Below are 23,941 nucleotides of genomic sequence, written 5' to 3'. Positions count from 1 at the left end.
TCACCCACGGTAGGCCGACGATCCATACCTGACAAGAACATGGTTTCCGCAGATTCATAATCTCTATCGATCAATCAGATACTGGGTCAGGACTGGCGTTTGCCCTGGTGTGACAGGCGCCACGTAGTGCGACAGTGCAGAGGACAGCCCACATTCTTGGAGGTAGGACATGACCGCGTCGATCACCGACAACCTGCAGCACGTGCACTCGGTCCTCGAAGATGCCGTGATCGACGACCGCGAGGCCGGCATCTACCGGGCCAACCGCCGCATCTTCACCGATGAGGACATCTTCGAACTCGAGATGAAACACATCTTCGAGGGGAACTGGATCTATCTGGCGCACGAGAGTCAGCTGCCGAACCCGGGTGACTACTTCACCACCTACATCGGGCGGCAGCCGGTCATGATCACCCGCGACAAGGCCGGTGAGCTGCACTGCCTGATCAACGCGTGCGCCCACCGTGGCGCGATGATCTGCCGGCGCAAGACCGACAACCGAATGACGCTGACCTGCCCGTTCCACGGCTGGACGTTCCGCAACGACGGCACGCTGCTCAAGGTGAAGGACCCCGACGGCGCCGGATACCCCGACACCTTCGACGTCAACGGGTCGCACAATCTCACCAAGGTTGCGCGCTTCGACAACTATCGCGGTTTTCTGTTCGGCAGCCTCAACGACGACGTCGTGTCGCTCGACGAGCACCTCGGCGACACCCGCCTGATCATCGACATGCTGGTCGATCAGTCGCCCGACGGTCTCGAAGTGCTGCGCGGTGCGTCGACCTACACCTTCGACGGCAACTGGAAGGTGCAGGCGGAAAACGGAGCCGACGGCTACCACGTGACGGCCACGCACTGGAACTATGCCGCCACCACCTCGCGCCGCAGCACCGGCGAGTCCAAGAACGAGACCAAGGCCCTCGACGCCGGCGGCTGGGGCAAATCCGGCGGCGGCTACTGGTCGTACCCGAACGGCCATCTGTGCCTGTGGACCTGGGCCGCCAACCCGCAGGACCGTCCGCTCTGGGACAAGATGGACGAGCTCAAGGAGAAGTTCGGTGACGCCAAGGGCGAGTTCATGGTCAAGGGCTCCCGCAACCTGTGCCTCTATCCGAATGTCTATCTGATGGACCAGTTCTCGACGCAGATCCGGCACTTTCGACCCATCGCACCGGACAAGACCGAGGTGACGATCTACTGCATCGCCCCCAAAGGCGAGAGCGATGCCGCACGCGCACACCGTATCCGGCAGTACGAGGACTTCTTCAACGCCTCCGGCATGGCGACCCCCGACGATCTCGAGGAGTTCCGGTCGTGCCAGCTGACCTTCCGGGCGCAGGCGGCACCGTGGAACGATATGAGCCGCGGCGCCGAGCACTGGCTCAGCGGACCCGACCCCGTCGCGGAGACCCTCGGGATGACCGGCGTCATCTCGGCCGGCATGAAGAACGAGGACGAGGGTCTCTACCCGGTCCAGCACGGCTACTGGCTGGAGACGATGCGCAAGGCCGCCGCCGCGGAAGAGACACCCCACCCGGTGGTCGAGTAGCCCGAGGCCCTGGCCGAGGGCGTATCGAGACCACGCCACCCGATCTCGATAGCCACTCACTCCGTTCACGGCAACTCGATCAGCGACATGCAACAGACGCAGGACACACCGCGGCCACTCGATCAGCAGGAAACCTCAACCGAAGACATCTCCCAGACAGGATGATTCGATGACCACCACCCAGCCCGCTTCCGCAGCCACCACGTCCGAGAAGCTCATCACCCAGAACATGATCGAGCAGTTCCTCTACCGCGAGGCCCGCTACCTCGACGACCGTGAGTTCGAGAAATGGCTCGACTGCTACGCCGACGACGTCGTCTACTGGATGCCGTCGTGGGATGACGCCGACCGCTTGACCGAGGACCCGCAACGCGAGATCTCGCTGATCTACTACGGCAACAAGGGCGGTCTGGAGGACCGGGTGTTCCGCATTCGCACCGAGCGGTCGTCGGCGACGTCGCTACCCGAACCCAGGACCAGCCACAACATCAGCAACGTGGAGGTGATCGAACGGCGCGGCGACCTCGTCGATGTCCGATTCAATTGGCACACCATGTACTTCCGGTACAACACCGTCGACCCGTACTACGGCACCTCGTTCTACACGATCGACTTCTCCGGTGAGAGTCCACTGATCCGGCGCAAGACGATCGTGCTCAAGAACGACTACATCCACCACGTCGTCGACGTTTATCACTTCTAGGACACATCCGATGACCGTCACCACAGACCGCGACACGGCCGCACCCGCCGGCACCGACGCCCCGTCCCATCAGGTGGCTCTCGCCTTCGAGGACGGCGTCACCCGGTTCATCACCTGCCGCGAGGACCAGACCGTCGCCGACGCCTCCTACCGCCAGCGCATCAACATCCCGCTCGACTGTCGCGACGGCGCATGCGGAACCTGCAAGGCATTCTGCGAATCCGGCGACTACGACGGCGGCACCTATATCGACGACGCGCTGTCGGCCGACGAATCCGCCGCGGGCTACGCGCTGCCCTGCTGCATGAAGCCCACATCCGATCTGGTGCTGCAGATCTCGGCGACCTCCGACATCGCCAAGACCCAGGCCGCGACTTTCACCGGTACGGTTGTCGAACTCGAACGGCTCTCGGAGTCGACGATGCGACTAGCGATCGAGATCGCCAACCGGGGCGATCTGGCATTCCTGCCCGGCCAGTACGTCAACATTGCCGTGCCCGGCACCGACGACGGAGACGGCGGTCTGCTCACCCGGTCCTACTCGTTCGCCAACGGGCCGCATGAGGAGCGACTCGTCTTTCTCGTGAAGCTGACGCCGGGTGGCGCGATGTCGACCTATCTGACCGAACGTGCCACGCGCGGTGAGTCGATCAGCTTCACCGGGCCGCACGGTTCGTTCTTCCTGCGCGAGGCGGCCCGGCCGGTGCTGCTGTTGGCCGGCGGCACCGGGTTGGCGCCCATCCTGTCGATGTTGCGCAAGCTGCACGACGACGACAGTCGCCGCAAGGTCCACCTGATCTACGGGGTGTCCACCGACACCGATCTGGTCGCGCTCGACGAGATCGAGTACTTCGCTCGTGAGTTGCCCGGATTCACCTGGAATCATTGCGTATCCGATCCCGACAGCACAGCGGTCAACAAGGGCTACGTGATGAGTCTGATCGCACCCGAGCACCTGTACGACGGGGACGTCGCGATCTACCTGTGTGGGCCCCCGCCGATGGTCGAGGCGGTTCGCACGCATGTCTCAGATGCCGGCATCGACCCGACCGGGTTCTACTACGAGAAGTTCGCGCTCGCGGTTCCGGCGACGAGCAGCACGGTGGCCGACACGGCACCCCCGAGCGCCGTGGCCACGCTGCCGGTTGTCCTCGAGGACAGCGTTGTTCCTGCCGCCGATGCACGCGCGATCGCCGGACAGATCACCCTGCCGGTCGCCGACATCTCCCCGTGGCGAGGGCCGATGGCCGACCTCACCGACGACGACGGTCGATTCCGGATCGCCGGCCAGCAGATGTGGCACTCGACCGGAAACGACCGGATTGTCGATCCCGATGACGGTCGGCTCCTCCCGGCCGATGCGCGCGGCATCGCGGGTCAGAATGTGTTCTCACCCCGCGACATCGAACCACTGGCAACACCCCAACCGGCCTCGGCCGCAGCCACTGTGGCCGCCGATACGCCCGTTGCCGTTGCCCCGGATGCCACGACCATCACGCCGGAGGGCTATCAGATCGGCGAGGAGCATCCGGAGATCCACGAATCCGACGCCATCTTCGAAGCTCGGGCCGCGCTCGAACTCGGTGCGCTGGAGCTGACCTTCGGACGACTGACCAGTCAGCAGCTCGCCGGATATCGACTGCTGGCCGAGACCACTGTGCCGTTCGTCGAGGGCGATCGCTTCGTCGACGCGGCCGAATACACCGAGACCAACGCGAACTTCCACGACTATCTGTTCACCCTCACCGGCAACACCCATCTCCTCGACGCCTATCAGGCGCTCGGGGTGAAAGGACGCATGAGTGAGGTGCTGCGCAACGCCACCTGGTGTCATCCGCTGTGCGCCCAGGACCACGTCGACATCGTCGCCGCCTTCGAATCCGGCGACCGCGACGCCGCTCGCGCGCTGATCTCGGCGCACGCCGACCGGTCCAAGCAGACGATGCGGCGCGCGATGGCCGATGAGATGGCCGCCCGCCGCCCGCGTTTCGTCACTCCGGGCCGGTTCGCCGGCAAGGTCGTCGTGGTGACCGGGGCCGCCCAGGGCATCGGCGCGGCGACGGCGCGACGGATCGGTGCCGAGGGCGGCACACTCGTCCTCGCCGATCGTTCGGACCTGGTGACGGAGCTGGCCGACGAACTGACCGCCTCCGGCGCCGCTGCGGTGCCGGCCATCGCCGACCTCGAGGGCTTCGGTGGCGCCGAATCGGTAGTGGCTGCGGCGTTGGCGGCATTCGACCGGGTCGACGTGCTGATCAACAACGTCGGCGGTGCCATCAACTTCAAGCCGTTCACCGAGTTCACCGACGACCAGATCCGCGCCGAGATCGACCGTTCGCTCATGACGACGCTGTTCGCGTGCCGGGCGGTGCTGCCGTCGATGGTGGCACGCGGCGACGGCGTCATCGTGAACGTGTCGTCGGCGGCCACACGAGGCGTCAATCGCATTCCCTACTCCGCCGCGAAGGGCGGCATCAACGCGATCACCGCGTCGCTGGCCATGGAGTATGCCGATTCGGGTATCCGCGTGGTCGCCACCGCACCGGGTGGGACCCAGGCGCCTGAGCGCCGGGTCTCTCGCGGCACACCGGAACCGGTCACGGCGACCGAACAGGACTGGTTCCAGGCGCACATCGATCAGACGCTTGCCTCGTCGTTGATGCACCGATACGGCACGCTCGATGAGCAGGCTGCGGCGATCTGCTTCTTGGCGTCCGAGGAAGCCTCCTACATCACCGGAACCGTACTGCCGGTCGCGGGCGGTGACGCGGGCTGACGGTGATCGGCACCACCGAGATGGGGTACGGACCTACGATGGGACGATGATGGTGGTCGCCGCCTGCGTCGGGCGGGAACGAGAGATCGAGACCATCCTCGCCCGTGCCGCCGCCGTTCGGCACACCGAGTTCGTGGTGATCCTCGGCGAGCACGGCATCGGTAAGACGACGTTTCTCACCCATCTGACTCACCGGCACACCGAGTCTGCGGGTGTCGGGCACACGCTGTGGGCACAGGCCTCGGACTGGGATCAGCAGTGCGCAGGCGCGGTCCTGCGTCAGCTCACGCAGTCTCCCGACGGTGGCGACTCTGCGCTGGCCGGGTTGCTCGGCGAGACCGGCGCACCCACCCTGATCGCGATCGACGACGCCGAGTTCGTCGACGAGGAGTCGATGCACACGCTGCTCACGGTCACCCGCGAGCACCGCGATCGTCCGACACTGGTGGTGATGTCGATGACTCCGCCGGTCGGCCGTCGGCCGTCGGGTCTGCTCGTCGACGAGTTCCGCCTCGCCGGCATCACCGCCCCGGCCGTCGCCGAGGTCGCCGCGCGGCGTGGCATCGTGTTGCACCCCGCGATGCTGGAGAACCTCACCGGCCACACCGGCGGGAACCCACGCCACGTGGTGACCCTGCTCGACGACCTGCCCGCCGGAACATGGTCGCGCACCGGCGTCACCCTCCCGGCGCCGAGTTACGTCATCGACGACGTCCGGACCCGACTGCACAAGTGCTCGGCACCCGCCCGTGCGTTGGTGGAGTCGATGATGATTCTCGATGACGCCGAACCACTGTCGACCGCGGTGGCACTGGCCGGGCTCGATACCCCACTGGCCGCGCTCGACGAAGCGGCCGACAGCGGGCTGATCACTCTCGGGTCGGCGCTGACTCCAGCCGATGCGCAAGCGCGACCGGCCGATCCGCTCATCCGCGGGGCGGTCCTCGAGATCATGGGGATGGAGGCCGTCGGCGCCGCACACCGACGCGCCGCCGGGTTGGTGAGCGATCCGGCACGACGGATGCATCACCAGGTGTCTGCCACCCCCACCACCGATCCCGATCTGGCCGACGATCTGGATGACCTGGCCCGCCGCCGATCCGCCGACGGTGCGTGGGCCGAGGCAGCGGGGTTGTTCCGCCAGGCCGCCCGGCTCACCTCCGACCCGGTGCTGCGCGACACCCGTGTCACCCTCGCCGTCGACGCCCTGCTCGCCGCGGGCGACTGCGTCGGCGCCGCAGCGTTGGTCCCACTCGTGGAGAGCCTACGCGAAACACCCTTACGCAACGCCACTCTCGCCTACCTTGCCATCCTGCGCGGACGCGCCGCCGAAGCCCGGGTCCGGCTCGATCGCGCTTGGGACATCGTGAACTTCGACCGCGAACCCGACATCGCTGCACTCATCGCCCAGCGCTATGTGCTGCACAACCTGGTGCGCTGTCAGGGAGATGAACTCGTCGACTGGGCGGATCGGGCAATCGCCATGGCGGGCAGTCAATCACCAGCGGGGGTCGAGGCTGCGGCCATTCGCGGGTTGGGGCTGGCGTGGTCGGGGCGTCCGGCCGAGGCGACCACCGAGTACGCCGAGCTCACCGACCGAATCCGATTCGGGGCACAGGCGCAGCGCGCCACCATGGGCCGCGGCTGGCTGCAGCTGGGCCTCGATGATGTCGGCGCTGCCCGCAGCAATCTGGAGACCGCTGTGTCGATGGCGAATCTCGGTGGCTCCACCCGCATCTCGCTGTGGGCCTTGGCGTGGCTGGCCCGAACACAGTTTCTGACCGGCGATTGGGACACCGCACTGCACAATGTCGAGCAGGGGCGGGCGCTGGCCCGGACCAGCGGCATCGAGTTGGCCAGTCCGCTGCTGAACTGGACTGCCACGGCGATCCATTCGTTGCGCGGCGATTGGCAGGACGCCGAGCGCAGCGTGCAGCAAGCCGCGACGCATGTCGGCGACTACGAGATCATGCGGATCCCGGAAATGCTCGCGCGTGCACAGATCGCCGAGGCCTCGGCCGACTACGAGAAGGTGCGCCGCACCCTCGAACCGCTGATGACGATGGCCGCCGAGGTGCCCGCCCTCGCCGAGCCCGGCTGGTGGCCGTGGGTTGATGTGCTGGCCAACGCTCTGGTCATCGGCGGCCAACTCGATGCCGCTGATGCCCTGCTGACCCCCTACGAGGAAATCGCTGCCGAGCGCGGCCACCGCTCGGCCAGTGCGCGCCTGAAGTACGCGCGCGGTCGACATCTCGGCGCGGTCGGCGATATCCAGCAGGCAAAGCGGACGTTCTCCGAGGGGCTCGAACTGCTCGATGGTCTGCCACTGCGCTATGACCGCGCCCGGGTCAATTTCGCCTTCGGTCAGACGCTGCGCCGGGCCGGGAAGCGACGTGCCGCCGACGCCGTGATCGGTACCGCCCGCGAACTCTTCCTCTCCCTTGGCGCGTCCACCTACGTCGAGCGGTGCGAGCGAGAATTGAAGGCGGGCGGGCTGAATCTGAGCCGCAACGAACGCGGCGATGTCGAGTTGACCCCGCAGGAGGAGGCAGTGACCACCCTGGTCGCCCGTGGATTGTCGAACCGCGAGGTGGCCGCGGAACTGTTCATCTCGCCCAAGACCGTCCAGTACCACCTGACCCGCATCTACGCGAAGCTCGGCCTACGCTCGCGGTCCGAACTCGCGGCGTCGCGCCGCCACTCCGGCGCCGAGTGAGGGCGCTGCCCGTCTCCGCAGGGCTCTGTCCGGGAGGACGACACTCGGCGACAGCAACGAAATCGATATGCGCCTGGGGGCCCAAAAGAAATAGACTTGGTCACTAGCACGGATCGCGCCAATGTGCAATCGACACTGGCTGACCCGCAAGCTCTGCTGTGGATACCGCGATGGGCAAAAGGAGCTGGCGATGACAGTTACAGAAGACAGACTCAATGCATTTCTTGGCAAGGCAATCGGAGACCTCGGCGCGTCGGCGAGTGCGGTGCTGGTGTTGATCGGCGACGAACTCGGTTTGTACAAGACGCTCGCCGGGAACCGATGGTCAGCCGAGGAGCTCGCGATCAAGACCGGGACGAACGAGCGCTATATACGCGAGTGGTTGGCGAATCAGGCCGCCGGCGGCTACGTCGAGTACGACGCGACCAGCGACGAGTACTTCTTGAACGAGGAACAGGCCCTGTGTCTCGCCGATCCGAACGGTCCGGTCGATCTGCCCGGCGCCTATGAGGTCGTTCAAGATCTCTTCCACGTGCGTGAGCGTGCTCTGGAGAACTTCCGAACCGGCACCGGGACGGAGTGGGGTGAGCACCATGAATGTCTGTTCGACGGCACCGAGCGATTTTTCAGGGGCGGATACAACGCGAACCTGATCTCGTCGTGGCTCCCCGCCCTCGATGGTGTGGTCGACAAGCTCACCGCCGGCGCTCGGGTGGCGGACGTCGGCTGTGGACACGGCGCAAGTACCGTCCTCATGGCACAGGCCTTCCCGAATTCTCAGTTCGTCGGCATCGACTACCACGGTCCGTCGATCGAGACCGCACGGGAACGGGCGTCGGAAGCAGGTGTCGGTAATACGACTTTCGAGGTGGCCGACGCCACGACGTACGGCGGAGACGACTTTGACCTCATCGCGTTCTTCGACTGCTTGCATGACATGGCCGATCCATCTGGTGCAGCTCGACATGCGAGAGCCGCGCTGAAACCCGATGGCCACTGCATGCTCGTCGAACCGTTCGCGGGCGACAGCACAGCGGAGAACCTGAATCCGGTGGGCCGCCTCATGTACGCGGCATCCTCGATGGTCTGTGTTCCGGTGTCGGTGGCACGGGGTGGACCGGCGCTGGGCGCGCAGGCCGGCGAGCAGGCCCTGCGGAAGGTGATGGTCGATGATGGCGGTTTCACGACCTTCCGGCGCGCGACCGAGACACCCTTCAACCTGATCTTCGAGGCGCGGCCCTGACTGCCCGCACCCGACCAGCGGATGCTGCGCTGCGGTCAGTCGACGGGAGCGGCAGTCCGGTCGGCGAGCGGGGCGCCGGTTACGGCCTCGGCGTCGGCGAGAGTGACGCCCGGGGCCAGCTCCACCACGTCAAAACCTGCTCCGGTCACGTCGAATACACCGAGATCGGTGATCACCCGGCTGACGACGGACCTACCGGTGAGCGGCAGTGAGCACTCGGCGACGAGTTTCGGGTCGCCCTTCTTGGTGGTGTGCTCCATCAGCACGATCACCTGGCCGGCCCCGTTGACCAGATCCATGGCACCGCCGATGCCCTTGACCATGGCGCCGGGCACCATCCAGTTGGCGAGGTCGCCGTTGGCGGCCACCTGCATCCCGCCGAGGACGGCGACGTCGACGTGTCCGCCGCGGATCATCGCGAAACTCGTTGCGGAGTCGAAGAAGGAGGCACCCGGCAACACGGTCACCGTCTGCTTGCCGGCATTGATGAGATCCGGGTCCACCTGGTCGTCGTAGGGGTACGGCCCGACGCCGAGGATGCCGTTCTCGGCGTGCAGGGTGATGCCGGAGTCATCCGGCAGATGGTCGGGGATCATCGTCGGGAGACCGATCCCCAGGTTCACATAGTCTCCGCGGCGCAACTCCTGTGCGGCTCGCGCAGCCATCTCAGGGCGTGTCCAGGTCATGGTGCTCCTCCTAGGTGAGAGCCGGCTCGGTGTCGACGGTGGGCCGCACACGGGTGGTGCGCTGCTCGATCTCTTTGCGGGCAGCCTGTTCCGGCGTCAGCTCGACGACCCGCTTGACGAAGATGCCCGGCAGATGAATGTCCTCGGGCGCGAGCTCGCCGACCTCGACGACCTTCTCGGCCTCGACGATCGTGGTGCGCCCCGACATCGCCGCCGGAGGGTTGAAATTTCTTGCGGCGGCATGGAACTTGCAATTGCCGGCCTTGTCGACAACAGCGGCACGAATCAGCGCGTAGTCGGTGACGATGGCCTCCTCGAGCACCATGTCCTGACCGTTGAAGGTCCGCACCTCCTTCGGCGGTGACGCCAGTGCGACGCTGCCGTCAGGGTGGTAGCGCCACGGCAACCCACCTTCGGCGACGAGGGTGCCGACACCGGTCGGGGTGTAGAAGGCGCCGATCCCACTGCCACCGGCCCGCATCCGTTCGGCCAAGGTGCCCTGCGGCGTGAGTTCCACGGTCACCTCGCCGGCGAGGAACTGCCGGCCGAACTCTTTGTTCTCGCCGATGTAGGAGGCGATGACCTTGTCGATCTTTCGTGCCTCCAGCAGCAGTCCGAGTCCCGCGCCGTCCACGCCGCAGTTGTTGGACACGATGGTGAGATTGCCGGCGCCCTGATCGAGCAGTGCCTCGATCAGGAACCACGGGATTCCGGCGAGACCGAATCCGCCGACGGCGAGACTGGCGCCGTCGGGGATGTCGGCGACGGATGCTGCGGCCGAGGCGGCCACCTTGTCGATACTCATGCCTGCTCCAGATGTTCGATGAGTGCGGGAGTGATGATCTCGGGTTGTTCGGCGTTGGCCAGGTGCGCCGCGTGCTCGACGACCAGCAGTCGGCCGTCCTTGACGTTCTCGGCGATCTCGGCGAGCTTCGGCGGCGGAGTTGCCGGGTCGTCGGCGCCGGCGACGGCCAGGGTGGGCGCCGTGATGGTGGCCAGATCGTCGCGCTGGTCCATGACCGCGATCGCCTCGCAGCAACCGGCGTACCCGTCGGCGGACGTGGCGGCGATCATCGCCTCGTGGTGGTGGCGGGAGTCCGGGTTCGCAGCGAGGTAGGCCGGGGTGAACCACCGTTGCACAACGGCTTCGGCGACGGCGCCTGTGCCCTGTGCGCGTACGGTGTCCGCACGGTCGGTCCACGCCGACGACGGGGTGAGCTGGGCTCCGGTGCACAGCAACGCGAGCCGGTCGACCCGTTCGGGGTTGCGCACCGCCAGACGCATCGCGGTCATCCCGCCGAGGGACAGACCGATGAGGTGTGCACGCGCGACGCCGAGTCGGTCCAGCAGTGCGACAACATCATCGGCGAGATCGTCGATGGTGTAGGGGCCGGCCGGAACCGGCGACGCGCCGTGTCCGCGCGTGTTGTAGCGGACGACGCGGAACCGCTCTTCGAGTGCGGCCAGCTGTGCATCCCACATGCGATAGGTGGCGCCCAGCGAGTTGGACAACACCACGACGGGTCCGTCGGCGCGCCCCGTGACGACGTGTTCGACCTCCACCGCACTCACTTGACCACCTCGAAGATCGCTGCCAGTCCCTGCCCGCCGCCGATACACATCGTCTCCAGTACGTGGCGCGCGTCGCGGCGGCGCGCCTCGTGTGCTGCGGTGGCGAGAATCCGCGCCCCGGTGGCGCCGATCGGGTGTCCGAGCGAGATGCCGGAACCGTTGGGGTTCAGTCGCTCGTCGTCGGCGTCGAGTTTCCATTCGGCCAGCACGGCGAGCACCTGAGCGGCGAACGCCTCGTTGAGTTCGATGAGGTCGATCTCGTCGAGGGTGAGGCCGGCTCGGTCGAGGGCGGCCGCGGTGGCACTCACCGGGCCGATGCCCATCGCCTCCGGCTCGCAGCCGGTGACCGCCCAGGAACGCAGTGCGAGAACCGGATCGAGTCCGCGGTGCAGCGCTTCGTCCCGGGTGGTGACGACACACATGGCGGCGCCGTCGTTCTGGCCGGATGCGTTGCCGGCGGTGACCGTTGACTCCGGATCGATCTTGGCCCGGATAGGCCGCAGCTTCGCCATTGATGCGACGGTGGCATCGGCGCGGGGATGCTCGTCACGGTCGACGACGACGTCCGGCTTACCCCGGCGGCCGGGCACCGTCACGGAAACGAGTTCGTCTGCGAAGCGGCCGGCCTCGTGCGCAGCGATGGCGCGCTCATGCGAACGCACCGCGAGTTCGTCCTGTTCAGCACGTCCGAGTCCGTAACGCAGGCGAAGATTCTCGGCGGTCTCGATCATGCCGCCGGGTATCGGATGACTGTGCCCGCCGGCGGTCAGCCGCCCCCGGTCGAGACGGTCCATCAGCTCGACGCCGCCCTGCCGCACTCCGGTGCGCAGACCGAGCGCGTAGTGCTCGACGTTGGACATCGACTCGGCCCCGCCGGCGATCACCAGCCGGGCGCCGCCGGTGGCGATCTGCGACGCCCCGTTCAGCACCGCCTGCAGTCCGGACCCGCATCGGCGGTCGACCTGCATACCGGGCACCCCGACGCCCAGGCCGGCGTCCAGCGCCGCGATCCGACCGATTGCCGGGGACTCGCCGCCGGCGTACCCCTGACCCAGGACCACATCGTCGATGTCCCCTTCCCCGAGTCCGGTGCGCGCAGCGAGTTCCCGCAACAACCCCGTGGCCAGGTCGGTCACCGTCAGCGGGGCGAGGGCGCCGCCCATACGTCCGACGGGTGTGCGCACTGGCGAACAGATGACGATGTCGGTTCCGGAGCTCATACGACCACGATAGGAACCTGCGACGATATTGAGAAGTATCGATTTCGCGCCCAGTGATATGCGTAGAGTCTTAATCATGGAGCTGCGCCATCTCCGGTACTTTCGCGCGGTCGCCGAGGAACTCCACTTCGGCCGTGCCGCAGAACGCCTGCACATCGCTCAGCCGCCGCTGTCCCAACAGATCAGGCAACTCGAGGCCGAACTCGGGGTGACGTTGCTGGTCCGGTCTACCCGGCGGGTGGAACTGACCCCGGCCGGACAGGCGTATCTGGAACGCGTGGAGTCGATCCTGGATGCCGTTGACGTCGCCGGGATCCAGGCGCAACGGGTCGCGGAGGGCCGCGCGGGCACCCTCGCTGTCGGCTGTGTCGGGTCGGCAACCTATTCGTTGTTGCCGCGGTTTGTGCGGGCACTGGGCGAACAACTGCCCGACCTGGAGGTCAGCGTGCACGGCGAGATGCTGGCACCGGCCCAGTTGGCGGCGCTGGCCACCGGCGAGATCGACCTCGCACTCCTACGACCGCCCGTCGGCAGCACCGACCTGGTGGTCGACATCGTCCGCCAGGACCGGCTGTTCGTCGCGGTGCCCGAGGGTGCACCGATCGGATCTGCCGAGGGTGTACGCGCGGAGGACCTGCGCGACGCCGAGTTCATCGCCCACGTCGGTCATGGCCGATCGGTGATGAACGGGGTCCTCGCGACGATCTGCGCCGGCGCTGGATTCGTGCCGCGCATCCGCCACGAGGTTGCCGAGACCTCGACGCTGGTCACCCTCGTCGCAGCGGGACTCGGTGTCGCGGTGGTCCCGGAACCGACGGCGGCGTTGGGCATCGCCGGTGTCCGCTATCTCCCCCTGAAGCCCGACGCGCCGAGCGTGGACCTGGCGGTGGCCCGGCTCGCCGACGAGCCGTCCCCGGCCATCGAGCACGCGCTCGCCGTGCTCCGCCGCGTCGCGACCAGCGCCTGAGTTCAGTGCCCAGCGCCTGAATTCAGCGTCCGGCGGCCGCCACGCGCGCCTGAATGGCGTCGACGAACACGTTCTGAATGTCCTCGGGGGTCTCGGCGACGTAGGTGGACCCGCCGGGAGTCGCCTCGGCTATCTGCGCGAGTGCGTCGGTGTCGGCATCGTCGGAGATGCCGATGGTCAGGATCAGCACGGGTCGAGCCGGGTCCTCGAGGCGCTTGAGTTCCGCCAGCAGCTCGTTGAGGCTGATGCTGTTCGGGTCCTCGTTCTGACCGTCGGTCATGATGATCACCGAGTTCGAGTAGTTCGGGTCGTAGGTGTTCTGCACCTCGGTGAACGCGGCCAGCGTGGTGTCGTAGAGTCCGGTGCCGCCACCGAGCTGGGATGGCGCGAGACCTCGCTGCACGGCGCGACCCAACTGGTCGCGATGAGTGCCGCCACCGGCAGCGGTGGCGTCGAGCCGACGAATCGGCGACATCCACTTCCAGTCCTGGTCGGGTCCGCCCTTGTCGATGCCGAACGCCCAGCCACCGATCGAGGCGTTGTTGGGGAACAGCTTCAGGCCCGTCATGGACGCGTCGATCAGCAGTTCGGCCCGGGTGGTGTCACCGGCCGGCGCAGCCATCGATCCGGATGTGTCCTGCACGACCAGCGTGCGGATCGGCACACCGAGCACCTGCCACTGCCGGATCGCCGTGTCGACCTGCGACGGGTCATCGAGTTGCAGCCGCTGCACCTGACCGACCCCGGCACCGTCGGGCAGCGGGTCGCCCTCCGGATTCCGATAGCCCGACCCGTTCAGAGCGGCGAGGCCATCCTCGGAGGAGAGTCGGTCCAGCAGGGCCTGACCGGCCTCGGCAGCGGTGTCCTGCCGAGCGGCGCTCGCCGTGTTGACCATCGGATAGTCGAGCATCACGGTGCCGTCCGAGGGCACCGATGCCGACAGTCCCGCATCGCTGTGCGTCCGCATGTACAGCAGATACTGCTGCTCGGTGGTGACCACCGGAACACCCGTGGCGTTTGCGAGGTTCAGTCGAGCACCGTCGCTGTCGTTCTCCAGGCGTGCGTTGTTCTGCTGGACCGCGAGCACCGTCATCGCCGAGGTCAGTTCGTCCTCGGTCAGCTCGCCTGCATCGACCTCGGTCAGTGCGCCGACGATGGGCGCGTCACCGGTACTGGTGTCGATGGGGCTACCGGTTCGCAGGTCGGGGAGTTTCATCACGTCGACCCAGTTGTTCAACTCGGGGACGTCCTTGCCGACGACGACCGTCGGTGAGGTGGCGATCGACGGGGCGACCAGATTCAGATCTCGCCGCACCTGGGTGACCACTCGGCGGGCCTGGATCTGTGAATCCGCCACCCACAGGTCGGGCGCTTGATCGCCACTGGTCAGCTGGCCGGGCACCTCCGCACCGGCCACGCCGTCGACCTGATAGTCGAAACAGGAGTTCTCCGATGCCTGCTGCGCGACCGACTGCAATGCGCTGGTCATCGCCGGGTCCGAGGCAACCGCCACCGACGTGCGGTCCCCACACCCGACCGCGCCGGTGCGCCACAGGACGAACCCGGTGACCAACGCGACCACCACGACCAGCGCTGCGATCCCCCAGATCAAGCCCCCGCGACGTCCCGACGACGACCGTCGATGCTCGAACCCGAACCCGTCGTCGGCGGACGGTCGGCGGTCGGACGCCGGCAACGGACCGCTGGCCGGCATGTCGATCGGACCGGTGCGTGGTGCAGACAGTTGGTTCAGCCGGCCCGCCCCCTGCGACCGAGGTCCATCGTCGTCTGAACTATGACGACCCACGCCGTCCCCCCTTTGTCAATCAGCCGAACACGCGGCAGATCAGCCGAAAACCGCGCGAAATGTCATCAGCGACTTGCGCAGATCCCCGGATACCGCCATGGCCGCCGCCTTGCCTGCGGGACCGATCAGCGGCAAACCACCCAGATCGACTGTGAACGTTACTGCCGAACCAGCATCGGTGGGAAGGATGCCGAGATCGAGCTTGGCCTTCACACCACCTTTGCCGTTGCCTTTCAGCCGGACCTGCTCGAACGGCTGATAGGTCTCGATGAGCCAATCGAACCGGACCCGGGTGCCTTTGACCTTCACCACCGACGCGAGGTTGACGCCTGCACCGAGTTCGCCGGGGCTCGGCAATGGTGAACGCCATCCGTCGTGCAACAGCATCCACTCGGAAAACCTCGACAGATCCGATGCCGCCGCCCAGGTATCCTCGACGGACAAGTCCAACTCGATGGAGTCACTCGTCTTGGCCATGGTCAGTGAGCCTAGCGTCAGCCGCAATGCCCGAGCCCTCCTGGGCACCGTTCTTATCGGCCACGGAGCCGCGGCCCGCATCACGGAGGTCGAGGCGTACGGGGGCCGCGACGACCCGGCGTCGCACGGCTATCGGCGCACGCCGCGCTCCGAGATCATGTACGGGCCGCCGGGACGCTTGTACGTCTACCGCATCCACGGCCATTTCTGCGCCAATGTGGTGACCGGCCCCACCGAGCAGGGGGCGGCGGTGCTGATCCGCGCCGGGGAGATCATCGATGGCCTCCGCACGGCGCGGGAGCGACGTCCCACCGCCAAGAACGACGCCGCGCTGGGCCGTGGGCCGGGCAATCTGACCCGCGCCCTGGGGATCACCATGGCCGACCTCGACAGCCATCTCGATGACGCCCGACCGGTCTGCCTCGACGTGGCGCCGCAACTCGGCGGCGTCCACACCGCCGCCGGTCCACGGGTTGGGGTGCGGCTGGCCGCCGATGTCGCATGGCGATTCTGGATCGTCGGAGATCCATCGGTGTCGGCCTACCGGCGCCACCCGCGCGCCGCTGACGCCGACGTCACGACGGAGTCAGCTCTCACGTCTGCGGCGGATTCTCACCCTGCCGGCCGGATTCCTGCTGGCCCGGATTCTGCTGGGGCTGCTGAGTCTTCGGGGCGTCCGACGACTCGGCGCCGACGGCCTTCTTGACCGCATCCTGCGCCTTGTCGACGTGGCCGGCGTACTTTCCGCCGGTCGCCTTGTCGACGTACGAGCCGCCCTTGTCGATGAGATGCGGGTTGCCCCGCAGCGTGTTCTTGGCCTTGTCCACGAGTCCTTTGAGATCCATGTTTCCCACCCTAGCGGGACACTAATGACCAACTGCCGGATACGAGGCCTGTGCGTCCCGAACCACGATGAACCTGGGCACCACCCGTGACACCGCTTCGACGGCGGCGACACCGCCGGCGCCCACCACGACCGCCACGGTGACCATCTGCAGGTTGGACGAGTCGAGCCGGAAGAGATCCTGCGTCCACGACCAGGTGAAGATCACGACGTAGGCGCCCGCCGACACCGCCAGCAGCACCACCTTCCACCAGTTGTAGGGGCGAGCCACCACCGCGAGGACGTAGAGGGCCACGATCAGCAGGGTGATCAGTGCCGCGGTGGCGGCCTGGGTCTGTTCTGGAGTGAAGTCGATCGAGTCCTTGGCTCCGACAGCCATCTCGTTGCCACCCGGATTGACGATGATGTACGTCGTGAAGGTGGCGACTCCGACGATGATCCCGTTGGGTACCGCCTGCGCCAGGACCCGTCGGACGAATCCGGTCCGCGCGCGCTCGGTGTTGGGTGCCAGCGACAGTACGAACGCCGGTATCCCGATGGTGAACCACGCCGAGATGGTGACGTGGATCGGCTGGAACGGGTAGCTGATCGACCCGAATCCGAAGACCTCACCACACACACCGGCCAATCCCACGAACAGGGCCAGCAGCACGGCATACACCGTCTTGGTGAGAAACAGATTGGAGACGCGTTCGATGTTGCCGATCACTCGCCGGCCCTCGGCCACCACGTACGGGAGGGTGGCGAACTTGTTGTCGAGCAGGACGATCTGGGCGACCGATCGCGCTGCCGAGCTCCCCGATCCCATCGCCACGCCGATGTCGGCGTCCTTGAGCGCCAGCACGTCGTTGACACCGTCACCGGTCATGGCCACGGTGTCCCCGCGCGACTGCAACGCAGCGACCATCGCCCGTTTCTGATCGGGCCGTACCCGCCCGAAGGTGACGCCGCGCTCGACGACGTCGGCGAGTTGGTCGGTGTCGGTGGGCAGCGATCGTGCGTCCACCGACGTCTCCGGGCTGCCGAGTCCGAGCGAGGCGGCGACCGCACCCACCGATGCCGCGTTGTCGCCGGAGATCACCTTCACGTGCACCCGCTGCCCGGCAAAGTACTCGAGTGTGTCTCGGGCATCGGACCGGACGCGTTGTTCGAGCACCACGAGCGCGACCGGCGTCACGGTTCCCGGCGCCACCCGACCGCTCGGCGGGGATGTCGTCACGGCCACGTCGGTGCGCGCCAACAGCAGCACACGCAGGCCCTGCACGCCGAGGTCTGCGGCATCGGTCGCGGCCGCGCTGTCCGGGTCGAGCAGCACGTCGGGCGCGCCGATCAGCCAGTTGCCCATGTCGGAGTCCGTGGCGTCGTCGCGAAACGACATCCCGCTCCACTTCTTCGCCGAGGTGAACGGTTCCAGCGCACTCATCGACCAGTTCGGTGGATCGGGGTAGGCCTCGGCGAGGGCCTGGATACTCGCGTTGGGACGCGGATCGTGTGCCGCAAGCGCGGCCAGGACGCGGTCGACGTCAGCGGCTGCCTCGTCTCCGGTGAGCTGGACACCGGCGAGCCGCATGCCGTTCTCGGTCAGCGTGCCGGTCTTGTCGGCGCAGACCACGTTCACCCGGGCCAGGCCCTCGATCGCAGGCAACTCGTTGACGAGGCACTGCCGTTGACCGAGCCGGACCACGCCCACCGCGAAGGCGATCGACGTCATCAGCACCAGTCCCTCGGGCACCATCGGCACGAGGGCGGCCACCATGCCGAGCAGTGAGGCACGGATACCGCTGTCGCTGATGAACAGCTGATTGATGATGGTCAGGACGCCGGCCGGGATCAACAACCAGGTGATCACCTTGAGAATCTGGTCGATACCCGAGCGCAGTTCCGAGGACACCAACGTGAACTTCGACGCCTCTGCGGCCAATTGCGCCGCATATGCGTCCGCGCCGACCTTGGTGGCGCGGTAGGCGCCGGCGCCGGCCACCACGAAACTGCCGGACAGGATCGTGTCGCCGGATGCTTTGTCCACCGCATCGGCCTCCCCGGTCAGCAGCGATTCGTCGACGTCGAGCGCCAGCGCCTCGACCACTTCACCGTCGACGACGATCTGGTCGCCGGGCCCGATCTCGATGATGTCGTCGAGCACCACCTCGTCGGGGGGCACGTCGATCGATTCGCCGTCACGTCGCACGACGGGCCGGGCCTGACCGACGATGGCCAATCTGTCCAACGTCCGCTTGGCCCGGAGCTCCTGGATGATCCCGACGCTGCTGTTGGCCACGATCAGCAGCCCGAACAAGCCGTTGATCAGCGAACCGGTCGACGCCACGATCACGAACAGCACGCCGAGGATGGCGTTGATGCGCGTGAGGACGTTGGCTCGAACGATGTCGACCACTGTGCGCCCGGAGCGGTCGGGGCGGTCGTTGACCTGTCCGGCCGCGATCCGGCTCGCGACCTCGGCAGCGGTCAAGCCGGGGTTGCCGGCGGTCTCGGTCGAGACCTGCGTCACGCCGTCTTCTCCCACCAATGCGGCATCTCGAGTCCGGATCCGGTGCGGTGCACCAGGTGGACGGTGCCGCCCGGCGGTGGAACCAGCACGTCGGTGGGATTGGCGGCGGCCGCGGGCAGGAGCCGCGCGATCGGATCCACCCAGGAATGGCGGGCCAGGTTGAAGGTGCCCCAGTGGATCGGGATCATCACCGACTCACGATCGCGGGCGAGCATCCGGTGCACCACCACCGCCTCCTCGGGTGTGACATGTACGTCGGGCCACACCGGGTCGTAGGCACCGACCGCGGTCAGCGAGGCGTCGACCGGGCCGAGCCGGGCCGCGACCTCCTCGAAGTGCTCCGAGAAGCCGGTGTCACCGGAGAAGAAGACCCGGTGCACCGGGCCGGCCATCACCCAACTCCCCCACAGCGCGAGGTTGCGGGACAGGGAACGACCGGAGAAGTGCCGGGCCGGACAGCAGGTGAAGGTGATGTCGCGGTCTGCCGTCGACACCGTGACCTCACCCCACCAGTCGGCCTGGTCGATCCGGCCGGCGGACACACCCCAGGCGATGAGGTGTGCGCCCACCCCGATCGGTGCGACGAACCGCGCGCCGGGGTGTGCGAGCGCGAGGTCGACGACGGTCGCCATGTCGAGGTGGTCGTAGTGGTCGTGACTGATCAGCACCACGTCGATGGGTGGGAGGTCGGCGACGGTGACCGGCGCCGAGTGCATCCGGGCCGGGCCCACGGTCTGCGACGGCGAGCAGCGGCGACTCAGCACGGGGTCGGTGAGCACCCGCACACCGTCGAGTTCCACGAGCACCGACGCGTGGCCCAGCCACGTGATCTGCAGGTCGGTGACATCGTCAGCGAAGTCGGGCGGCATCACCGGAACCGGACGACGCGGCCGACCAGGACGACGCGCCATGTCGAGCACCACGCGCAGATCGGCATCCACCTGCGACGGCTCGTGGTCGAGGTTGTGGAACACGCCGTCACGCAGATTCGGCGAGCCGTGGGTGAACGCCCTGATCTCGTCGGCGCCCGCACCCAGTGCCCGAGCTGCCGACAGCCCGCTGCGGGCCAACGAACCGGTCGCCGATTCCACCGCGAATCGGCCGGCGGCGGACAGTGTGGTGGCGGCCCGTCGCGCCAGGCCCGAAGGATCTGAGCCGATCGTGGAGGTCACGGACTCAGGGTAATCCCGCCGCGCCCGGTGTATGGAGTTGATCCGCCCACCACCGTCCCGGGTTCGGCGGACAGCCCGCCGGCCCCCGTTGTTGGGACCATCCGGCACACCCTGTCCGATCTGCACTGATATTCTTCGTCGGATATGTTCGCCGCGCATGCGCAGGTCGCAGGCGCTCAGGGGGGTTAGCGGTTTGGCACGGATGTCAGTCGAGCAACGACGGACGGCGTTGATCGAAGCCGCGTACCGGGTCATCGCCGACCACGGCGTGGAGGGTGCGACGACCCGACGGATCTGTTCGCACGCCAACATGCCGTTGGCGAGTTTCCACTACGCGTTCGACAGCCGCACGGCGCTGCTGTGCGCGGTGATGGAGACCGCGGTCCCGTCGGACATCAGTCGTATGCTCGACGCGATCCTCCCGATGGCCGCCGACCCCCAAGCCCGCGGCGTCGAGGCGATGCGCAAGAACATGCAAGCCCACCTCGAGGCCTTCTACTCGTTGCTCAAGGCCGACCCCGGGCGCATGCAGGCGACGATCTCCCTCGGCATCTACGCCCACAATCACGCCGAGCTGCAGGCCGTGGGCAAGCAGATGTACCAGCGGCTCTACGAGGTGGCCGCTCGCGGCCTCGAGATCGCGGCCGAACGCGCCGGGGTCCGCTGGACCGAACCGGTGGACAACCTCAGTCCGGTGATCATCGCGACGACGAACACCATCACGCTGACGTATCTCAGCACCTCGGACGACGTCGCGATCGCGAAGATCATCGAACTCATGGTCACCGCGATGAGTGCCTACTTCGTCGAGGACTGACCGCCGCCGGACCGTCGACCCGACGGTCCGGCGGCAGTTTCAGCTCGGGCGCGCCGACTCCGACGGCGCGGGCACTCCCGGCGGTTGGGCCGGCAGCACGTGCTCGCCGCTCTTGTCGCACGACAACGCCAGCGAACTGATGTACTGCTTCTCCCCGTTGGGTCCGGGCACGGCCGAGGCGATCATGTCCGGACGCTCGAACTCGATCCCGGTGACGCAGCACAGGAGTTTCACGTCGGTCGGGTTGCCGTGTTCGTCGTACATCGGGATGTCGATGCCGTCGTCGGTGCGCCGCAGGTAGTACTTACCCTTCGTGGCGAAGGCGATGATCGGCGGCAACACCAGTGCCAGGACCAATGCGACCAGCGGGGAGTACGGCTGGATGGCGTCGCCGAAGACGTGGAAGTACACCATGATCGAGACGGTCGCCGACACGATCACCGAGACGAATCCGACCGGGTTGATGTTGTAGAGCATGCCGCGGCGGAACTCGGGTTTCTTCGGCGAGATCTTCAGCAGGTACTTGTTGATCGCGATGTCGGTGGCGACGGTCACGATCCAGGCGATCGCGCAGTTGGCGTAGAAGTTCAGCAGTTCGGCGAGGAAGCTGAACATGTTGGCCTCCATCAGCACAATGGCGATGGTGACGTTGAACACCAGGAAGACCAGGCGACCCGGGTAGGTCTTGGTGACGCGGGTGAAGCTGTTGGTCCAGGCCAACGATCCTGAGTAGGCGTTGGTGACGTTGATCTTCACCTGGCTGATCACTACCAGGATGACCGCCAGTGTCATCGCCAGCCAGTGCGGCATGAATTCTTCGTAGACCGCCAGGAACTGGTGCACCGGTTCGCTTGCCACACCGGCCTCCTCGGCCAGGTAGACCATGAGGTAGACCGCCAAGAACAGACCGACGACCTGCTTGATGGCACCGAAGATCACCCAGCCCGGTCCGGCGGTCAGCACCGCGGTCCACCAGCGACGGCTGTTCTCCGGGGTCTTGGGTGGCATGAAGCGCAGGTAGTCGATCTGCTCGGCGATCTGCGCGATGAGCGAGAGACATACACCGGCGGTGAGCATCACGCCGGCGAAGTTGACACCCTGGTTGAGTGATTCCCCTGTTGCGGTGTCCATTCCGCCGAAGGACAGGAAGTCGTCGATCGCATCCGGGTGCTGCACCACCAGGTAGCCGAACGGGAAGACCATCATCACCAACCACAGCGGGGTGGTCCACACCTGCAGTTTGGCCAGTGTGTTCATCCCGTAGATGACCAGCGGAATGACCAGCACCGAGGACAACAGGTACCCGAGCCAGAGCGGGATGCCCAGGCCGAGTTCGAGGCCCTGGGCCATGATCGAACCCTCGAGTGCGAAGAAGATGAAGGTGAACGACGCGAAGATCACGTTGGTCAGCACCGACCCGTAGTAGCCGAATCCGCTTCCACGGGTGACCAGGTCGAGGTCGATGTTGAACCGTGCCGCGTAGTAGGACAGCGGGAATCCGGTCAGCATGATCACAATCGCAAAGAAGCCGATGCCCAGCAGCGCGTTGCCGGTGCCGTTGGCGATGCCGACGGTGGCGCCGATCGCGAAGTCGGCGAGGTAGGCGATGCCACCGAGCGCGGAGACCGCGACGACGCCGGGGCCCCACTTGCGGTAGCTGCGTGGAGCGAACCGAAGCGTGTAATCCTCCAGGGTCTCGCGCGCGGCCGCCGCCTGTGCGCCGGTGGCGACGATACTGTGTTCCGCGTTCTCGATCTCACCGATGTCCTCGGTGAATTCCGATTCTCTCGACATGCTTCTCCCTCACCGGACCCGGCACCGACCGGAAGTGGTCAACGCCTTGGCTGAACGTAGGGAGTGACAGTTTCGGTCACTTGATCGGTATGTTTCGTCCGTGAAAACTGCGGCGCGGAAAGGTCTTCGACGCACCGGATGTCCGTCGTGGGGGGGATTGCGGGGTGGCGTCGCCGAGTTCGCGCGGTCACCGATCACTCGCGCGTGATATCGCACGCGCGAATGATTGACGGGCGCGCGACTTCGGCGCACGCCACTACCGCCCGGAGAATTTCGGCGCGCGTTTCTCGGTACGTGCCGCGCGCCCTTCGGCGAGATCGGCGCTCTCCCATGCCCGCATCATCGCCGAGAGTCGTTCGGCGGCAGGCTCGGTGCGTGCACCGTCCGCGTTGAGGACCATCTTGTAGTGCTGCAGCGTGAGCGGCGCGAGGTCGGCGATGATCGACGCCCAATGCTGAGCGTCGGTGAGATCACCGATCCGGTTGGCAAACCCCACGGCGTGCGCCCTATCCGCCGACAACGGGTCGCACCCGATGAGCATGCCGCGCGCCTGACCCGCGCCGACCAGCGACACCAGACGGCGGATGGTCCACTCGTCGACCGCGACGCCGAGCTTGGCTGCCGGGATCCCGGCGATCGCGTCGGGCGCCATTACCCGCAGGTCGGCTGCCATGGCGAGTTGCAGACCGGCTCCCAGCGCCGAGCCGTTGAGCGCGGCGATGACGGGGATCGGAGTGGACTCGATCTGCTGGAGCGTGGCGACCAGCTTGTCCAGAAATCCGGGGTCGTACACGGGACCGGAGAGATCGGCACCCGCGCAGAAGACCGTTCCGCGCCCGGTGACCACGATGGCCCGCGCCGCGGCATCGACCGCCGCGGCGAAGGCCTCCGACAGTCCCGTGAGCATCTGCTCGTCGAGGGCGTTGCGTTTGTCGATCCGGTCCAACTCGATGGTCACAACGGTCCCGGTGGCAGACGAGTGGATCATGAGCCGAAGCCTACCCATGCTCCGGTATCCGATCCGGGTGGACGGCACCGGATACGACGCCAGGCCACGCCCGATGCCTGGTGCAGCGCGATGCCAGA

At 66.8% G+C, this 23,941-nt stretch carries 19 protein-coding genes; 8 read left to right on the top strand and 11 right to left on the bottom strand.

All coding sequences use genetic code 11. From position 1 onward, the window contains the following. The first annotated feature begins 169 nt into the window (after window positions 1-169). The 5 genes from benA to NWF22_RS17205 all read left to right on the top strand — a co-directional run bounded on the left by benA (window position 170) and on the right by NWF22_RS17205 (window position 8,990). Window positions 170-1,552: a benzoate 1,2-dioxygenase large subunit gene (benA, locus tag NWF22_RS17225; RefSeq protein WP_160902927.1), complete on the top strand. Its 1,383-nt coding sequence runs from the start codon at window positions 170-172 to the stop codon at window positions 1,550-1,552. Between the two features lie 169 nt (window positions 1,553-1,721). After that, complete coding sequence (gene benB / locus NWF22_RS17220; protein WP_160902926.1) at window positions 1,722-2,255, top strand: benzoate 1,2-dioxygenase small subunit; 534 nt, start codon at window positions 1,722-1,724, stop codon at window positions 2,253-2,255. A gap of 10 nt (window positions 2,256-2,265) precedes the next feature. Then, window positions 2,266-5,031 carry a benzoate 1,2-dioxygenase electron transfer component BenC gene (gene benC, locus NWF22_RS17215; RefSeq protein WP_160902925.1) on the top strand — a complete coding sequence of 922 codons (2,766 nt, stop codon included), beginning with the start codon at window positions 2,266-2,268 and terminating at the stop codon, window positions 5,029-5,031. Window positions 5,032-5,077: 46 nt separating this feature from the next. Beyond that, entirely contained in the window at window positions 5,078-7,747 is a 2,670-nt protein-coding gene (locus NWF22_RS17210; protein ID WP_160902924.1) for a helix-turn-helix transcriptional regulator, read from the top strand. A gap of 190 nt (window positions 7,748-7,937) precedes the next feature. Continuing rightward, complete coding sequence (locus tag NWF22_RS17205) at window positions 7,938-8,990, top strand: class I SAM-dependent methyltransferase (RefSeq protein ID WP_160902923.1); 1,053 nt, start codon at window positions 7,938-7,940, stop codon at window positions 8,988-8,990. Window positions 8,991-9,025: 35 nt separating this feature from the next. Here the strand turns inward: NWF22_RS17205 and NWF22_RS17200 are convergent, their stop codons facing one another. From NWF22_RS17200 to NWF22_RS17185, 4 genes are read right to left on the bottom strand one after another with little or no spacing between them, the layout of a single operon-like run. Continuing rightward, window positions 9,026-9,676, bottom strand: a complete 651-nt coding sequence (locus NWF22_RS17200; protein WP_160902922.1) for a 3-oxoacid CoA-transferase subunit B — start codon at window positions 9,674-9,676, stop codon at window positions 9,026-9,028. 10 nt (window positions 9,677-9,686) lie between these two features. Further along, window positions 9,687-10,481, bottom strand: a complete 795-nt coding sequence (locus NWF22_RS17195; protein WP_160902921.1) for a CoA transferase subunit A — start codon at window positions 10,479-10,481, stop codon at window positions 9,687-9,689. Continuing rightward, window positions 10,478-11,248 (bottom strand): 3-oxoadipate enol-lactonase, encoded by a 771-nt coding sequence (pcaD, locus tag NWF22_RS17190; RefSeq protein WP_160902920.1) that lies wholly within the window; start codon window positions 11,246-11,248, stop codon window positions 10,478-10,480. The genes NWF22_RS17195 and pcaD overlap by 4 nt, the downstream gene beginning before the upstream one ends. Further along, a complete protein-coding gene (locus tag NWF22_RS17185; protein ID WP_160902919.1) occupies window positions 11,245-12,468 on the bottom strand; it encodes an acetyl-CoA C-acetyltransferase in 1,224 nt (407 codons plus the stop codon). Before NWF22_RS17185 ends, pcaD begins: the two co-directional genes overlap by 4 nt. 76 nt (window positions 12,469-12,544) lie before the next feature. On the opposite strand from NWF22_RS17185, the gene NWF22_RS17180 reads away from it, so the two are divergent. Next, window positions 12,545-13,435, top strand: coding sequence for a LysR substrate-binding domain-containing protein (locus NWF22_RS17180; protein ID WP_160902918.1), 891 nt, complete (start codon window positions 12,545-12,547; stop codon window positions 13,433-13,435). A gap of 22 nt (window positions 13,436-13,457) precedes the next feature. Here NWF22_RS17180 and NWF22_RS17175 read toward each other — a convergent pair whose 3' ends face one another. Continuing rightward, entirely contained in the window at window positions 13,458-15,149 is a 1,692-nt protein-coding gene (locus NWF22_RS17175) for a substrate-binding domain-containing protein (protein ID WP_160902917.1), read from the bottom strand. A 132-nt stretch (window positions 15,150-15,281) separates the two neighbouring features. Then, window positions 15,282-15,719 carry a type II toxin-antitoxin system Rv0910 family toxin gene (locus NWF22_RS17170; RefSeq protein WP_160902916.1) on the bottom strand — a complete coding sequence of 146 codons (438 nt, stop codon included), beginning with the start codon at window positions 15,717-15,719 and terminating at the stop codon, window positions 15,282-15,284. Here NWF22_RS17170 and NWF22_RS17165 point away from each other — a divergent pair. After that, window positions 15,697-16,425 carry a DNA-3-methyladenine glycosylase gene (locus NWF22_RS17165; protein WP_160902915.1) on the top strand — a complete coding sequence of 243 codons (729 nt, stop codon included), beginning with the start codon at window positions 15,697-15,699 and terminating at the stop codon, window positions 16,423-16,425. The genes NWF22_RS17170 and NWF22_RS17165 overlap by 23 nt on opposite strands. On the opposite strand, the gene NWF22_RS17160 is transcribed toward NWF22_RS17165, so the two are convergent. From NWF22_RS17160 to NWF22_RS17150, 3 genes are read right to left on the bottom strand one after another with little or no spacing between them, the layout of a single operon-like run. Further along, entirely contained in the window at window positions 16,313-16,564 is a 252-nt protein-coding gene (locus tag NWF22_RS17160) for an antitoxin (protein WP_160902914.1), read from the bottom strand. The genes NWF22_RS17165 and NWF22_RS17160 overlap by 113 nt on opposite strands. Before the next feature lie 21 nt (window positions 16,565-16,585). Beyond that, window positions 16,586-19,072: an HAD-IC family P-type ATPase gene (locus NWF22_RS17155; RefSeq protein ID WP_258321187.1), complete on the bottom strand. Its 2,487-nt coding sequence runs from the start codon at window positions 19,070-19,072 to the stop codon at window positions 16,586-16,588. Next, a complete protein-coding gene (locus NWF22_RS17150; RefSeq protein WP_373691930.1) occupies window positions 19,069-20,244 on the bottom strand; it encodes an MBL fold metallo-hydrolase in 1,176 nt (391 codons plus the stop codon). The genes NWF22_RS17155 and NWF22_RS17150 overlap by 4 nt, the downstream gene beginning before the upstream one ends. A gap of 193 nt (window positions 20,245-20,437) precedes the next feature. Here NWF22_RS17150 and NWF22_RS17145 point away from each other — a divergent pair, with 193 nt between their 5' ends. Further along, on the top strand, window positions 20,438-21,061 hold the full coding sequence (locus tag NWF22_RS17145) for a TetR/AcrR family transcriptional regulator (RefSeq protein ID WP_160902911.1): 624 nt from the start codon (window positions 20,438-20,440) through the stop codon (window positions 21,059-21,061). A gap of 39 nt (window positions 21,062-21,100) precedes the next feature. Here NWF22_RS17145 and NWF22_RS17140 read toward each other — a convergent pair whose 3' ends face one another. Both NWF22_RS17140 and NWF22_RS17135 read right to left on the bottom strand, forming a co-directional pair. Next, window positions 21,101-22,855 carry a purine-cytosine permease family protein gene (locus NWF22_RS17140; protein ID WP_160902910.1) on the bottom strand — a complete coding sequence of 585 codons (1,755 nt, stop codon included), beginning with the start codon at window positions 22,853-22,855 and terminating at the stop codon, window positions 21,101-21,103. A gap of 256 nt (window positions 22,856-23,111) precedes the next feature. Next, window positions 23,112-23,843 carry an enoyl-CoA hydratase gene (locus NWF22_RS17135; RefSeq protein ID WP_160902909.1) on the bottom strand — a complete coding sequence of 244 codons (732 nt, stop codon included), beginning with the start codon at window positions 23,841-23,843 and terminating at the stop codon, window positions 23,112-23,114. Window positions 23,844-23,941: the final 98 nt, after the last annotated feature.

The organism is Gordonia mangrovi (assembly GCF_024734075.1).
Lineage (GTDB): Bacteria > Actinomycetota > Actinomycetes > Mycobacteriales > Mycobacteriaceae > Gordonia > Gordonia mangrovi.
This window is presented reverse-complemented; position numbering and strand designations above follow the sequence as displayed.

Coding starts and splice junctions, on each gene's coding strand:
- benA (WP_160902927.1), top strand. CDS start 170: ATGACCGCGTCGATCACCGACAACCTGCAGCACGTGCACTCGGTCCTC.
- benB (WP_160902926.1), top strand. CDS start 1,722: ATGACCACCACCCAGCCCGCTTCCGCAGCCACCACGTCCGAGAAGCTC.
- benC (WP_160902925.1), top strand. CDS start 2,266: ATGACCGTCACCACAGACCGCGACACGGCCGCACCCGCCGGCACCGAC.
- NWF22_RS17210 (WP_160902924.1), top strand. CDS start 5,078: ATGATGGTGGTCGCCGCCTGCGTCGGGCGGGAACGAGAGATCGAGACC.
- NWF22_RS17205 (WP_160902923.1), top strand. CDS start 7,938: ATGACAGTTACAGAAGACAGACTCAATGCATTTCTTGGCAAGGCAATC.
- NWF22_RS17200 (WP_160902922.1), bottom strand. CDS start 9,676: ATGACCTGGACACGCCCTGAGATGGCTGCGCGAGCCGCACAGGAGTTG.
- NWF22_RS17195 (WP_160902921.1), bottom strand. CDS start 10,481: ATGAGTATCGACAAGGTGGCCGCCTCGGCCGCAGCATCCGTCGCCGAC.
- NWF22_RS17185 (WP_160902919.1), bottom strand. CDS start 12,468: ATGAGCTCCGGAACCGACATCGTCATCTGTTCGCCAGTGCGCACACCC.
- NWF22_RS17180 (WP_160902918.1), top strand. CDS start 12,545: ATGGAGCTGCGCCATCTCCGGTACTTTCGCGCGGTCGCCGAGGAACTC.
- NWF22_RS17175 (WP_160902917.1), bottom strand. CDS start 15,149: ATGCCGGCCAGCGGTCCGTTGCCGGCGTCCGACCGCCGACCGTCCGCC.
- NWF22_RS17165 (WP_160902915.1), top strand. CDS start 15,697: ATGGAGTCACTCGTCTTGGCCATGGTCAGTGAGCCTAGCGTCAGCCGC.
- NWF22_RS17170 (WP_160902916.1), bottom strand. CDS start 15,719: ATGGCCAAGACGAGTGACTCCATCGAGTTGGACTTGTCCGTCGAGGAT.
- NWF22_RS17160 (WP_160902914.1), bottom strand. CDS start 16,564: ATGGATCTCAAAGGACTCGTGGACAAGGCCAAGAACACGCTGCGGGGC.
- NWF22_RS17140 (WP_160902910.1), bottom strand. CDS start 22,855: ATGTCGAGAGAATCGGAATTCACCGAGGACATCGGTGAGATCGAGAAC.
- NWF22_RS17135 (WP_160902909.1), bottom strand. CDS start 23,843: ATGATCCACTCGTCTGCCACCGGGACCGTTGTGACCATCGAGTTGGAC.